Genomic DNA, 13653 nt, shown 5'->3' with positions numbered 1-13653 from the left:
ATGAGTAGGCTTGCGCCAATGAGGCTGCTCGTCACCGGTGGTGCCGGTTTCATCGGCGCGAACTTCGTCCACCAGACCGTCGCGGAACGACCGGACGTGCAGGTCACCGTGCTCGACAAGCTCACCTACGCCGGCAACCGCGCCTCCCTCGACCCTGTCGCCGAGAAGATCACCTTCGTCCAGGGCGACATCGCCGACGCCGACCTCGTGCACCGGCTCGTCGCCGAGACCGATCTGGTGGTGCACTTCGCCGCCGAATCCCACAACGACAACTCGCTGGCGAATCCCGCACCGTTCGTGCAGACGAATCTGGTGGGCACCTTCACCCTGCTCGAGGCCGTCCGCAGGTACGACGTGCGTTATCACCACATCTCCACCGACGAGGTCTACGGCGACCTGCCGCTGAACGATCCGATCAAGTTCACCGAGACCACCGCCTACAACCCGTCGAGCCCCTATTCGTCGACGAAGGCCGGCTCGGATCTGCTGGTGCGCGCCTGGGTGCGTTCGTTCGGCGTCCGCGCGACCATCTCGAACTGCTCGAACAACTACGGCCCCTACCAGCACGTGGAGAAGTTCATCCCCCGCCAGATCACCAACGTGCTCACCGGCGTGCGGCCGAAGCTCTACGGCACCGGCACCAACGTGCGCGACTGGATCCACGTCGACGACCACAACAGCGCGGTGTGGACGATCATCGACGAGGGGGCCCTCGGCGAGACCTACCTGATCGGCGCCGACGGGGAGACCGACAACCGCACCGTCGTCGAAACCGTCCTCGAGCTGTGCGGCCGGGACCGCAGCGAGTTCGATTTCGTCACCGACCGCCCCGGCCACGACCTGCGCTACGCCATCGACGCGACCCGCCTGCGCACCGAACTGGGCTGGCAGCCCCGCTACCGTGACTTCCGGGAAGGCCTGGCGGCCACCATCGACTGGTATCGCAGCAACGAACAGTGGTGGACGTCACAGAAACGCACCACCGAGGCCGCCTACAGCCGCATCGAACGCGTTCTGGGCGGATAACCTGCGCCGCAGAGGGCGTTCCGGGCACAATTCGCGAATGGGTCGAAACGCTTCTGCAAGGTGTGCGCAACCAGGACGCTCCTGTTCCCGCTGCTACTGTCGCATCGACTACAGCGGATCGACCACGAGCGGGGAGTAGCCCGATGGAGCAGGCAGCTGCCGGCGACACCACAACGATCGGACACGACGCGGACGCGCTGGACGAAGTCCTCACCGAACCGGTGCGCCGCGACCGGCTGATCGTCCAGCGCGGCGTCTTCGCATCTCTGTCGCCGCGCGTGCCGGAGAAGATGTACGTCCACACGAAGGGTGGCGCGGCGTCCGACCGCTACGGGCTGCAGCTCGCCGACGGCGCGACCGCCCACACCAACACCTATTTCGGCCGCTTTCCCGCGACGTTCTGGCAGCGCTGGACCGACGTGAAGACCGTGAACCTGCAGCTCACCTACGGCTGCTCCGGTACGGCTGAGTTCACCGTGTGGGCGTCCGATGCACGCGGACGCGAGCGGATCGTGACGGTCGAGACGGTGTCGGGTTCGGGCGAGCTCGATCTCGAGCTGCCGATCGAACGGTTCGTCGACGGCGGTGCGATGTGGTTCGCCGTCGATGCCGGCAACGGGTCGGTACTCGTCTCCGATGCACGCTGGACGGTCGCCGCTCCCGAGCACCTGCGTCCCGCGGCCGTGGTCATCTGCACGTTCAACCGCGCCGACGACTGCACCGTCACCGTCGGCACCCTTGCCTCGGACGACGGGGCGATGGCCGACATCGAAGCGGTGTGCATCGTCGACCAGGGCACCGATCAGGTGCGCTCGCGCTCGGCGTTCGCGGAGGTCGCCGACAAGCTCGGCGACAAGCTCATCTACCTGACCCAGCCGAATCTCGGTGGCGCGGGTGGTTTCTCGCGCGGCATGTACGAGATCACCGGTTCCGCCAAGGCCGAGCACGCCAACGTCATCGTCATGGACGACGACATCCTGTGCGAACCCGAATCGGTGTTGCGTCTCAACGCTTTCGCGAACATGACGGTGCAGCCGACGATCGTCGGCGCCCAGATGCTGTCGCTGAGCAATCCTCAGGTCCTGCACGTCTCGGCCGAGCGTGAGGTGCTCGACGAGATCACCGCCGGCGCACTGACTCCGGGTGCGCGCATGGGCATCGACCTCGTGAAGAAGAAGCAGGACATGCGTTTCGACGCCGGCTGGAACGGCTGGTGGACCTGCCTGCTGCCCGCCGAGATCATCGCCGACTGCGGTCTGCCCATCCCGCTGTTCTTCCAGTGGGACGACATCGAATACGGCATCCGTGCCCGGTACGCGGGTCATCCCACGGTCACCCTGCCCAATGCGGGTGTGTGGCATGCCGACTTCTATCTCAAGGACTACGACGACTGGGCGCGCTATTTCAGCATCCGCAACGGTCTGATCGTCTCGTCCATCTACGGGCGCTTCGACGGTAACGACATGTCGAAGTACCTGTTCCGCAAGATCAGCGAGCTCATCGTCTCGATGCAGTACGGTCTCGCCGCGACCTTCGTCAAGGCTGCGGAGGACTTCCTCGCCGGACCGGACTTCCTCTACGACGGCGGCCAGTCCGTGCTGAAGGAACTGCGCGAACTGCGCGACCGCTATCCCGAGACGAAGCCGCTTCCGGCCGCGCAGGTGGGCAAGGAATCCGACCCGCACACGCAGATGTCGGTCTGGCAGTTCGAGCCCGACAAGAAGCGCGAGGGCCTGGTGCTGCTCAAGCGTGCCGTGCAGCAGTTCGCCGGCAAGGTCGACCGCCGGACGGTCACCGTTCCCGCTCACTTCGCATCGTGGTGGCACGTGTCGTTGTTCGACAAGGCCGTCGTCACCGACGCCTCGCAGAACGCCGTGCGGGTGCGTCACCGCGACAAGGACACCGCCGTCGACCTCGCGAAGCAGGCCGCGAAGGTGTGCTGGCAGCTCCGCAAGGAAGCGCCCCGGATGAAGACGGTCTGGCAGGAAGCGCTCCCCAAGCTCACGAGCCGCGAGAACTGGGCGCGCCTGTACGGCATCGACGGGTAGACCGTGAGGGCATGGTCGCTTCCCCTGCTGATCGGGGTTGCGACCGTGCTCGTCGCAGGGGCGTTCTCGTGGGTCCCCTCGCTGTGGTGGGACGAGGCCGCCACCATCTCGAGTGCCGACCGGTCGGTCGAGGGGATGCTCCGCGTCCACACCCGGATCGACGCCGTCCACGGCCTGCACAATCTGCTGCTGCACTACTGGTTCTCCCTCGTGGGCGTCGACGAGTTCACCGCCCGCCTGCCCGGTGTGCTCGCGCTCGGGGTGGGTGCCGCAGCCGTCACGGCGACCGGCCAGGTGCTGGCGGGTCGTCGCGTGGGGATCGCCGCCGGGGTGCTGTTCGCGCTGTCGCCGCGGGTGACCTGGGCGGCCACCGAAGCGCGGTCCTATGCCTTCGCGGCGGCGCTGGTCGCGGTGTTGTCGCTGCTGGTCGCGCTCGGGTGCACGACCGGCCGTAGACGGTGGTGGGCGCTGTACGCACTCGTCCTGCCGATAACGACGGTGATGTTCGTGTACTGCGCGACGGTCGTCGTCGCGCATGCCGTCACCGTACTGGTCCGTGGTCGTGGGCGCGGCGCGTTCCTGTTGTCCGCAGGGGTTGGCGCGGCCTTGTCGACGCCGTTCGTCCTGCTCGCCTACTCGCAGGCCGAGCAGGTCGCGTGGATTCCTCCGCTCGATTCGACGATCGTCCGCACGATCGTCCTGGACCAGTGGTTCCCGCAGGCCCCGTGGACGGCTGTGCTGTTCGTCGCGCTCACCGTCGCCGGGGTGATCGTCGCGGTCCGTCGTGGTGTGGAGCCGGGGGAGCGCACTCTGCTGTGGCTCGCGGTACCGGGCTTCGCCGTGCCGATGGTGCTGCTGCTCGGCTACTCGCTGCTCGAGGACAATATGTACCTCGAGCGTTATCTGTCCTTCACCGTCCCCGCGATGGTGCTGTTGGTGGGCTGGGCCGCCACCCGTGTCGCGACCCGCTGGTGGTCGATGCTGATCGTGCTGACCGCGGTCGCCGTCAGTGTCGCGCCGGCTTACGTGCAGCAGCGACAGCCGTTCGGCAAGCCTGGCGGGATGGACTACAGCGTGATCGCCGACCGGCTCGTGGAACGCTCCGAACCCGGCGACTGTGTGGCCTTCGAACCGCGCGTCTCGTGGGCGCCGACGTCGTTGCGCGCCGTCGTCGACGCCCGGCCCGACGCGGTGGAGGGCCTCGACGATGTGGGGCTGGGAGACGACGCCGTCGACCGCGTCAACCTGTGGTCGACCGACGCCCCACCTTCGGAACTCGCCCGACGCGCGGCCGCCCGATGCGAGGTGCTGTGGGTGATCGCCGACGGCGAGCGCGAGACCGGTTTCCGGGTGTGGCACCCGAACAACGTGTGGTGGCGGTTCGATCCCCACCGGTTCACCGAGACGGACACCTACCGGGAGCTCGGAGCCGTCGGTTTCCGGATCACCGACCGAGAGCCGATCAACCGCTCACAGTTGATCCGGCTCGAACCGGCTCAGACCCAGTAGGCGACACGCGAGCGGTAGTTGCGCATGGCGAGCAGGGCCACACCCCAGCCGACGACGGTGATGATCAGGACGATCACCCAGTGGTAGAGCTGCTGGTCGCCGCCGAGCAGCGGGGTCCGCACGATGTCGAGGAAGTGGTACAGCGGGTTGAGCTCGGCGATCCGCGCCCGGCCCTCGTTGCCGGTGCCCTCGAGCGTCTTCTCCGTCCAGATGATCGGCGTCATGAAGAACAGCAGCTGGACGATGCTGCCGAGCAGCGGCGCGATGTCGCGGTAGCGCGTGGCGAGGATGCCGAACACCAGCGACACCCACACCGCGTTGATCGCGATCAACGCCAGCGCCGGGATGGCGAGGAATGCCGTCCAGTACAGCTGACGGGGGAAGACGATGAGGATGCCGATGTAGATGACGATGTTGTGCGCGAACAGGATCATCTGCCGCCACACCAGCCGGTAGACGTGCACACTCAACGGCGTCGGCAGCTGTTTGATCAGGCCCTCGTTCGACATGAACACGTCCGAGCCCTCGAGGATCGAACCGCTGATCAGGTTCCAGATGATGAAGCCGAGCGCGACGTACGGCAGGAACTCCGGGACGTCGAGATTGAACAGCGTGCCGTAGAGCACACCCATCGCGATCGCCGACACACCCGTGGCGATCGTGATCCAGAACGGGCCGAGCACCGACCGGCGGTAGCGCTGCTTGATGTCCTGCCAGCCGAGCAGCAACCACAGTTCGCGGTGGTTGAAGCCTTCGCGCAGATCCTGGAACGCGCGCCGGAACGAGCGTGAGGACGACTCGATGGGTTCGTCGTCGACGGTGAGGGCATCAGACACGGGTCCCGAGCCTACCCGCGGCGCAAATGTGACCTGTGGGGGCGCGGGGTGAGCGGGACTCCCGACGGATGTGCAGGTCCTGTCGATCTTGCGCGGTTTTCACGACGAGAAGTGGAGGCCTGTGTCGATCGCGGTCCGGTGCGGTATCCGGACGGTGACAGCATCGATCCGACCAGCGGGGAGACATCATGACGCTTGCTCTGCAGGGTTTGGACGAGATCCGCGCGGACCAGGAGAACTTCTACCGCGACCTGCACGCCCATCCGGAACTGTCGCATCAGGAGACGCGCACCGCGGCCGGGGTAGCCGAACGATTGCGGGCCGCGGGGTGCGAGGTGCACACCGATGTGGGCGGCACGGGCGTGGTGGGCGTCCTGCAGAACGGGGACGGCCCCGGTGTGCTGTTGCGCGCCGATATGGACGCACTGCCCGTCCGGGAGGAGACAGGTCTGGACTACGCCAGCGCGGCGACGGCGACGGACGCGGACGGAAACGAGACTCCTGTCATGCACGCGTGCGGACACGACATGCACGTCGCGTGCCTGGTCGGCGCGGTGGAACTGCTGGCCCGGTCGACCGGGCAGTGGCGGGGCAGGCTCGTCGCGGTGTTCCAGCCCGGGGAGGAGGTCGCGGACGGCGCCCGGCGGATGGTGGACGACGGGCTCGCCCGGATCGCCGGGAAGGTCGACGTGGCGTTGTGCCAGCACGTGCTCGCCTTTCCCGCCGGTCTGGTCGGTACGCGTAGCGGTCCCACCCTCTCGGCCGCCGACAGCATGCGCATCACCGTCCACGGTCGGGGCGCACACGGGTCGATGCCGCAGGCTTCCGTCGACCCGGTGGTGCTCGCCGCCATGATCGTCGTCAGGCTGCAGACGATCGTCGCCCGCGAGACACAACCGGGGGAGCCGGTGGTGCTCACCGTCGGCAGCGTGCAGGCGGGGGCGAAGAGCAACGTCATCCCGGACGAGGCGACGATCCTGCTCAACATCCGCACCTATGACGAGGACACCCGCCGTGCGATCCTGGCCGCCGTGAAGCGGATCGTCGTCGCCGAGTGCGACGCGTCCCGTTCGCCACGACCTCCCGGGTTCGAACTGTTCGACCAGTACCCGCTGACCGACAACGACGCCGCGGTCACCGAGCAGGTCGCCGCGGCCTTCGCCGCCCACTTCGGGGACGCCGCCGGCGAACTTCCACTGCAGACGGCGAGTGAGGACTTCAGCGACATCCCGCGTGCCCTCGGCGTTCCTTACACGTACTGGGGGATCGGTGGCGTCGATCCCGATCTCTACCGGCAGGCCGAAACCGAAGGACGCATCGCCGACGAGGTGCCGGTCAACCACTCGGCGTCGTTCGCCCCGTCGATCCAGCCCACCCTCGACACCGGGACGGCAGCGCTGGTCGTCGCTGCGCGAACGTTCCTGGAAGACACGTGACGAGCGGAGGCGCCGCGTGGACGTGAACACGCAGAGCACGGTGCTGCTCGTGCTCGATCTGCTCGGCACGTTCGCGTTCGCCCTCAACGGAGCGCTCACCGCCGTCCGCGTCACCCGCATCGACATCGTCGGCGTCGTGACGCTCGGAATGATCACCGCGCTGGGCGGCGGCATCATCCGCGACATCCTCATCGACGACCTGCCGCCCGCGACGTTCAGCGACTGGCGTTACTTGGCGGTCGCCGCGGCCGGCAGCCTCCTTGCCTTCTTCGCGCGAAAACTGGAGCGACTGTCCACTCCCATCACGATGTTCGACGCCGCAGGCTTGAGTCTGTTCGCCGTCACCGGTGCGGGCAAGGCCCTCGATTTCGGGTTGGGCCCGGTGCAGGCGATCATCCTCGGCACGATCACCGGGGTCGGCGGCGGCACGCTGCGCGACGTGCTGATCCGCCGGGTGCCGGTCGTGTTGAACAGCGAGCTCTACGCGATTCCTGCGCTGGTCGCGGCGACCGTCATCGTCGTCTGCGAGAGTCTCGACGTGCCGACCCTGCCCGCTGCCGTCGGAGCCGCGGCACTGTGCTTCGTGATCCGGATGGTCGGGGTCCGGTACGACCTCAACGCTCCTGGGCCGCGCGGGTTCGACGACCCCGACCCGCCCGAGCGGGTGTGATCGACACCGACGTGGTCGTCGACCCTCGCGGATGTTCTCGCACACAACGCCGTACTCGACGTCGGATCGCTCCGACTGCTCGATTCGGTTCTGCCCTACGCGCTTCGGCGCTGGTGTCAGGGGTTGTACGAGAACCGGTCCATGGTGGCCGCTGCCCTCGGCATCCCGAACGGCCGCGCGGCCACCGCGACCCACTCCCGCCACGGTGGGCAGGGTGGGGGAGGACGACCGTTCAGGAAGCGGATGGCCGCGTCCTCGAAGGCCGGTGACAACGGAAGGTCGGGGTGGGCAGTCCGGGCCGGGCATCCGTTTCGTTCGACGTCGAAGTGCCAGTTGCTCGCCAGGGGTAGATCGGTGACAGACGGAAGAGTCATCGCTCGCACTGTCGCGGGAAGTGGTCGGTCCAGAATGGATTCTGCTGCTCCCACCGTGCCGAGCAGTTCCCGGGCCGCGGGGGTCTCGGGATCGAAGTGGAGGTGGACAAGGTCGGTGACGGGGACGGCGGCGCGCATCATGTCGCCCACGACCCGCCCCGGTTCGTTCACATGTGGTGGCGGGTAGCCGGTGGGGGTGCTCGGAAACGGGCCGATCAGCAGAAGAGCGTCGACGGCGACCCGCCCGCTGGCGACTGCTTCCCACACCACCCAGACGGCGTGCGAATGCGCTGCGACCACCAGTGGGCGAGGTAGCGCCGACGCCTGTTGGGCGAACAGGTCGACCTGCTCTTCGAACGGACGTTGGGTGTCGCTCGGCCCGTAGGGCGTACCCGTGCGGATCGGGCAGGTCGCGTTGTGTTGCGGCTGTCCGTCGCCCGGCCCGGCATAGGAGAAGTAGTACACCTGCTCGCATCGGTAACCGAGACGGTGCACGTCCATCGCATGGATCCTGCCCTGCCCCGATGCCGAGTTGATCCCGGACAGGATCAGCAACGAACCCGTCTGCGGCGGACCGGGTTCGGGCTCGTCGGGCCCTCGCGTCGTGACGAACGCGATCGACACGGCGACGAGCACCGCGACGAACGCGGCCAGGACCGACCTCGGTCTACGCAGCGGAGAACGCTCCATCATTGCGATCGTCAGGCCGGTCGCGAGGGCGGAGACCGGTACGAGCGGCACCGTGAGGACGGGAAGCCGGTCTGCCACGGCGCCGAGCGTGACGATCACGGCGCAATACGGCACTGTCACTTCGATCCGTAGCCCACGACGCCATGTCGGTGCCCCCGCTTCCCGCAATCGGAATCGGCCCTGCCAGGGGACCGGGCCGAGGATGAACATCGACACTGTGATCAGGGCGAGGGCGGGCCAGAACACCCGGGCATAGAGCACCGCGTATGCGGTGGCGTCGGCGCACGCTGCCACCAGCACCGGCCCGAATGCGACCGCATAGAACAGAGCCGCACAGCGCAGACGCCGGACGTCGAGGCCGCCCAGGAGCCACGCCATGAGCACGACTCGGGCTACGGCGACCAGAGCGAACAGGATCAGGAAGGCGGGCCACGACGGTGCCCGCGACATCAGGACCCGCAGGTCGGTGAACTGGTCCAGGGGCGGCAGGGCGACCAGGTGGATCAGTCCGGGCCAGGTCGGGATCACATTCGTCGCGGCGAGCAGCACGACGAACGCCGCTCCGGCCGCGAGCGGCCACCACCGCGTCCACTGTCCCTGTCGCATCCGCGGGACTCCTGTTGCCGACTGCCTCGAATGTAAGGGATGCGATGGTGGACGAGCGAACGAGGAAAACTCCTCGTGGACGCCCGCACGGACAGGAGGACCGTATGGCCGAGGTGGCGAAGGGGTCGAAGACCGATCTCACCGATCTTCGATACGAGGTGACGCTCGGCGCCGCAGTGGACGGAGCTGTCGACCTGATGGCCGTCCTCCTCGCCGACGACGGCCGCGTGCGCAACGACGACGACTTCGTGTTCTTCAACAATCCGAAGGCGCCGGGGGTCCACCTCACCTCCGATACCTCCGTCACGGTCGATCTGTCCGCGGTGCCGTCGGATGTGCAGCGGGTGCTCGTCGCCGCGAGCACCGAAGCGCAGGGACGCACCTTCGGTGACGTTCCGGGTGTGCGCGTCGAGATCCGTGGGCCGGGCCAGGTGCTGGAGTTCTTTCCGCCCGGGCCGGCCACCGAAATCGTCCTGCAGGTGGTCGCGCTGTACCGGCGTGGAGGTGGGTGGCGCCTCGACGCGGTGGGCCAGGGTTACCAGGACGGACTCGCGGCATTCGCGACCGATCACGGGATCGTCGTCGACGATGCGGACGACGAATCCGAACCGGCCGTTTCCGCTCCGAAGGTGCCTCCTGCCGCGAGCCCGATCTCGTTCGAGAAGGTGCAGATCTCGCTCACGAAGGATTCGCCCATGCAGACCGCCCGGATCGATCTGCGCAAGTCGCAGGGCGATCCGAACTGGGTGCTCACCGTCGGACTCGAATGGGACGGTCGCGGCGCGACATACGACCGGAACGGCAACGTGAAGAAGTACGGCACCGGAGATCTCGACGTCTACTTCTACTGCCGCAACGAGCACACGAACGACTACATCGTCGTCAGTGGAGATCCCGGTCATCGCGGAAGTCTCGACACGTGGCCGCATATCCACCACTACGGCGACAGCAAGGGTCCGGGCAACGGGAAGAGGCCTGCGGTCGAACAGGTTCGGGTACTGCCGAACGAGAACGGCGATCTTCTCGTCAACATCTACCAGAGCATCGACAACGGCGCGGGCGCGATCGACAAGTTCGGAAAGCCGCGTGTGGCAATCCGATACGGTCGTGCCGGGCACGACGGTCTGCCCGGGCCCGACGCCGACGAGATCCTCGTGTACGTCGGCAACGGGAAGAACTCGTACTGGGCGACCGTCGCCCACATCGACGTGCAGGACGGTGTGCTGACCGTCGACGGCGAGACCCGGTACAGCAGGTTCGGGAGCGAACGCATGCCCGGACTCGACTCGTCCGGCAACTGGGTGCGCTCCCCGAAGGGCGGCCCGACCGGTCGCAGCAAGAAGCGGAACAACGGCCTGGGTCTGGATCGCTACGCCGGGACGTGCCCGACGTAGCCGATCACCGGCGCCGGCCGGCCCGCCCGCGTTCGACGACAGCGCGCGTGATCAAGAAGGTGATCACCACTCCGGCGACCGACCGCACCAACCGGTTCACGTCGACGGCCGGTTGCCACGACACCTTCCCGTCCTTGACGACATAGGCGCCCGCCGGTCGGGCCCCGACGCCGAAGCCGCCACCTTCGCCGTTCTCGCTGTCCGCGGACGAACCACCGCCTCCGCCCATGCCGCCGGTGATCGTCGCGGCGGTGATCACCGTGACCCCGTCCTTCTCGAAGGGTGTCGAGAACACTCGTTCGACGGTCACCGTGTCCCTGGCGATACTCATGAGTTCTGCGAGTGTCATCCCGGGCCTCCCTGCTCGATCGTGTCAGCGGGTCGAACCCATTGTCGGCGACCACGGTGGATGAGACCAGGGAGCACACCGGGGGAAGGAGGACGTATGTCCTCCTTGTGGCGTCTTTCTAGGCGGTATCGGGGGAGAATGGCGGCGAGAAGTACCGGAGATGGGAGTGACGGGGGCATGAGGGCGACAGCCGAGTCGGGAGAGGCGTGGTCGGCAGAACGCCTGTTCGCGGGGCCGGGAGAAAGCCTGGAACGGTTCCGGAAGACCGACTGGTCGGCGACCCCGCTGGGGCCGGTGGAGTCCTGGCCGGCGGAACTGCGCATGGCGGTGCGGACGGTACTGCCCTCCGAGGTGCCGATGCTCCTGTGGTGGGGGCCGCAACTGGTGCAGATCTTCAACGACGCGATCATTCCGGTCCTCGGCGACAAGTACCCCGGCGCGGTCGCGCAACCGGCGCCGGAATGCTGGCACGAGGTATGGGACGAGGTGGGCGCCCGCGTCGAACGGGCGATGGCGGGCACCGCCACCTTCGCGGAGGAGGAGCTGCTGTTCATGCAGCGCCACGGCTATGAGGAGGAGACCTACTGGACCTTCTCCTACAGCCCGATCCGCGACGAATCCGGCGAGGTCGCGGGCGTCTTCGTCGCGACCACCGACGTGACCTCACGGGTGCTCGGTGAGCGGCGCCTCGAGGCTCTGAGCCGTCTGGGTACGGTAGCGATCACCGATCCGGGCATGTCGATGATCGACATGTGCCGGAACGCGCTCGACGCGCTCGCTCCTAGCCGGCAGGACATTCCACTGGCCGCGCTCTTTCTCGACACCCGCGTGGTCGATCCCGAGGATTCGCGATCGAACTGGAAGCGGTTCGCCTCGATCGGCACGAAACCCGGCTTTTCCGGCGCGCTGCTCGGTCCGGACGAGGATCGATTGCTGTCGAAGGCCGCCACGGCCTCCGAACCGATCGTCGTCTCCGACATCACCGAACGCTCCCCGGACCTGCTCGACCCGCAGCGGGCCCTCGGCGACCATCCGATCGACAGCATCCTGCTCGCCCCGCTGAGAACCTCGGGACACGACGCTCCACTCGGTGTTCTCGCGGTGGGGCTGAGCCCGTATCGGGTGTTCGACGCGGCCTACGCCACCTTCGCCGAACTCGTCGTCACCAAGATCTCGGGGCTGCTGCGCGATGCGTCGGCGATGGACGCCGAACGTCGCCGGGCCGACGCGTTCGCGGCGCTGGACGCGGCCAAGACGCGGTTCCTCGAGTCGATCAGCCACGAGTTCCGCACACCGTTGACGCTGCTCCTCGGTCCGCTGCAGAGTGTGCTCGACGACGCCACGGCACTGACGGACGCGCAGCGGCAATCACTGGAAGCCGCCCAGCGCGCTGCGGTCCGGTTGCGGCGACTCGTCGACGCGTTGCTCGACGTGACGCGTGCCGAAGCCGATCTGTCGGGGAAATCCCTGACACCGAGCGACCCGGCGGCACTCACCGCCGAATGCGTGGGGCTGTTCGCCGATGCGGCGCAGCGTGCGGGCTTGGACCTGCGGAGTCGGATCGCCGCCGCCGCGGCCGAGCAGACCCAGCTCGATCCCCAGTTGTGGGCTCACATCGTCCTGAACCTGCTCTCCAACGCGATCAAGTACACCCCGGCCGGGTCGGTCGATCTCGATCTGGACGTCGAGGACGACCGGTTGGTCCTGACGGTCGCCGATACCGGACTCGGTATTCCGGAGGCGGAACTCGGTCGCATCTTCGAGCGCTTCCATCGTGTCGAGAGCGCCGGGGGACGCAGTCAGGAGGGCATCGGGCTGGGTCTGTCCCTCGTCTCGGACTGGGTCCACGCACTCGGTGGAAGTGTGACCGTGTCCAGCGAGCTCGGGCGCGGCAGTACCTTCACCGTATCCGTTCCCCGCGTTCTCGGTCCGGTGTCGGAATCCCCGGCCGGAACCGTCCCGGGAGACCTGAGTGCCCTGTACGTCGGGGAAGCGCACCAGTGGGACAGGGACACCGTCGCCGAGGCCGGATCTTCCGGGCAGGAAGAGGAGCTGCCGCAGATCCTCGTGATCGAGGACAACGCGGACATGCGCGATTACCTGATGCAGTTGTTGCGTCGTGAGAACTGGCACGTGGATGCTGTGGGGGACAGCGACACTGCGCTCGAGCGAATCCGGTCGCAACCGCCGCATCTCGTCCTGAGTGACATCATGATGCCCGGCCGGGACGGAGTGGCGCTTCTCGAGGAGATTCGCAAGGACCCGGCAACGTCTCGCCTGCCGGTCATCCTCCTGACCGCCCGGGCCGGCGCGGAGGACACGATCGGTGGCCTGCGCACCGGCGCCGACGACTACATCACCAAACCGTTCGACCCCGGTGAACTCGTCGCCCGTGTCCGTGTCAATCTCGAGTTGTCCTGGCTGCGTGAGCAACTCATTGCCGCGCAGAAACGTGAATCCGACCAGTTGAAGACGGCGTTGGAGACGCGGTCGACGCTGAGCAAGGCCGTCGGGTTGATGATGGCCACGTTCGAGTGCGACTCCGATACCGCTTTCGAGAAGCTCGTCGCCTTCTCCCAGCACCGCAACGTCAAGGTGCGGGAGATCGCCGAGCAGATCGTCGGCGACTACACCGCCTCGCTCACCGATTCATCGACATAGCTCGGGATCGACCTCCGAACGACTCCGTCGGGGCGTTCCGTCCGGTCACGAACT

10 protein-coding genes are annotated in these 13653 nt (G+C 67.3%); 7 read left to right on the top strand and 3 right to left on the bottom strand.

Annotated elements, in window-relative coordinates; translation table 11 throughout:
- Nucleotides 1–18: 18 nt before the first annotated feature.
- From rfbB to EQ874_RS00140, 3 genes are all read left to right on the top strand, one after another.
- On the top strand, nucleotides 19–1026 hold the full coding sequence (gene rfbB / locus EQ874_RS00150; protein WP_064064531.1) for a dTDP-glucose 4,6-dehydratase: 1008 nt from the start codon (nucleotides 19–21) through the stop codon (nucleotides 1024–1026).
- 143 nt (nucleotides 1027–1169) lie between these two features.
- Nucleotides 1170–3074, top strand: coding sequence for a glycosyltransferase (locus tag EQ874_RS00145; protein WP_064064530.1), 1905 nt, complete (start codon nucleotides 1170–1172; stop codon nucleotides 3072–3074).
- Nucleotides 3075–3077: 3 nt separating this feature from the next.
- Nucleotides 3078–4583 (top strand): glycosyltransferase family 39 protein, encoded by a 1506-nt coding sequence (locus tag EQ874_RS00140; protein WP_129974858.1) that lies wholly within the window; start codon nucleotides 3078–3080, stop codon nucleotides 4581–4583.
- Here the strand turns inward: EQ874_RS00140 and EQ874_RS00135 are convergent.
- Nucleotides 4571–5419 carry an ABC transporter permease gene (locus EQ874_RS00135; RefSeq protein ID WP_016931471.1) on the bottom strand — a complete coding sequence of 283 codons (849 nt, stop codon included), beginning with the start codon at nucleotides 5417–5419 and terminating at the stop codon, nucleotides 4571–4573. The two genes, EQ874_RS00140 and EQ874_RS00135, sit on opposite strands and share 13 nt — an antisense overlap.
- Nucleotides 5420–5607: 188 nt before the next feature.
- Between EQ874_RS00135 and EQ874_RS00130 the strand changes: the two genes are divergently transcribed.
- Together EQ874_RS00130 and EQ874_RS00125 are read left to right on the top strand one after the other, a co-directional pair.
- On the top strand, nucleotides 5608–6855 hold the full coding sequence (locus EQ874_RS00130; protein ID WP_129974856.1) for an amidohydrolase: 1248 nt from the start codon (nucleotides 5608–5610) through the stop codon (nucleotides 6853–6855).
- Nucleotides 6856–6877: 22 nt separating this feature from the next.
- Nucleotides 6878–7525 (top strand): TRIC cation channel family protein, encoded by a 648-nt coding sequence (locus tag EQ874_RS00125; RefSeq protein ID WP_129975878.1) that lies wholly within the window; start codon nucleotides 6878–6880, stop codon nucleotides 7523–7525.
- Between the two features lie 116 nt (nucleotides 7526–7641).
- Here the strand turns inward: EQ874_RS00125 and EQ874_RS00120 are convergent, their stop codons facing one another.
- A complete protein-coding gene (locus EQ874_RS00120) occupies nucleotides 7642–9195 on the bottom strand; it encodes a hypothetical protein (RefSeq protein WP_129974854.1) in 1554 nt (517 codons plus the stop codon).
- 104 nt (nucleotides 9196–9299) lie between these two features.
- On the opposite strand from EQ874_RS00120, the gene EQ874_RS00115 reads away from it, so the two are divergent.
- Entirely contained in the window at nucleotides 9300–10589 is a 1290-nt protein-coding gene (locus EQ874_RS00115; protein WP_129974852.1) for a TerD family protein, read from the top strand.
- Nucleotides 10590–10593: 4 nt separating this feature from the next.
- Here EQ874_RS00115 and EQ874_RS00110 read toward each other — a convergent pair whose 3' ends face one another.
- Nucleotides 10594–10938 carry a spore germination protein GerW family protein gene (locus EQ874_RS00110; protein ID WP_129974850.1) on the bottom strand — a complete coding sequence of 115 codons (345 nt, stop codon included), beginning with the start codon at nucleotides 10936–10938 and terminating at the stop codon, nucleotides 10594–10596.
- Nucleotides 10939–11115: 177 nt separating this feature from the next.
- On the opposite strand from EQ874_RS00110, the gene EQ874_RS00105 reads away from it, so the two are divergent.
- The gene (locus EQ874_RS00105; protein ID WP_165369168.1) at nucleotides 11116–13599 is read left to right on the top strand and encodes a response regulator; all 2484 of its coding nucleotides are present in this window, start codon (nucleotides 11116–11118) and stop codon (nucleotides 13597–13599) included.
- Nucleotides 13600–13653: the final 54 nt, after the last annotated feature.

Origin of the sequence: Rhodococcus sp. Q1 (assembly GCF_004153645.1) — a bacterium.
Taxonomy (GTDB): Bacteria; Actinomycetota; Actinomycetes; order Mycobacteriales; family Mycobacteriaceae; genus Rhodococcus; species Rhodococcus gordoniae.
Note: the sequence above shows the minus strand (reverse complement) of the source record. Positions and strands in the feature narration are given on the sequence as shown.

What these genes read in the sequence shown, in the direction of transcription:
- rfbB (WP_064064531.1), top strand. Translation starts at nt 19, where the DNA reads ATGAGGCTGCTCGTCACCGGTGGTGCCGGTTTCATCGGCGCGAACTTC.
- EQ874_RS00145 (WP_064064530.1), top strand. Translation starts at nt 1,170, where the DNA reads ATGGAGCAGGCAGCTGCCGGCGACACCACAACGATCGGACACGACGCG.
- EQ874_RS00130 (WP_129974856.1), top strand. Translation starts at nt 5,608, where the DNA reads ATGACGCTTGCTCTGCAGGGTTTGGACGAGATCCGCGCGGACCAGGAG.
- EQ874_RS00120 (WP_129974854.1), bottom strand. Translation starts at nt 9,195, where the DNA reads ATGCGACAGGGACAGTGGACGCGGTGGTGGCCGCTCGCGGCCGGAGCG.
- EQ874_RS00115 (WP_129974852.1), top strand. Translation starts at nt 9,300, where the DNA reads ATGGCCGAGGTGGCGAAGGGGTCGAAGACCGATCTCACCGATCTTCGA.
- EQ874_RS00110 (WP_129974850.1), bottom strand. Translation starts at nt 10,938, where the DNA reads ATGACACTCGCAGAACTCATGAGTATCGCCAGGGACACGGTGACCGTC.
- EQ874_RS00105 (WP_165369168.1), top strand. Translation starts at nt 11,116, where the DNA reads ATGAGGGCGACAGCCGAGTCGGGAGAGGCGTGGTCGGCAGAACGCCTG.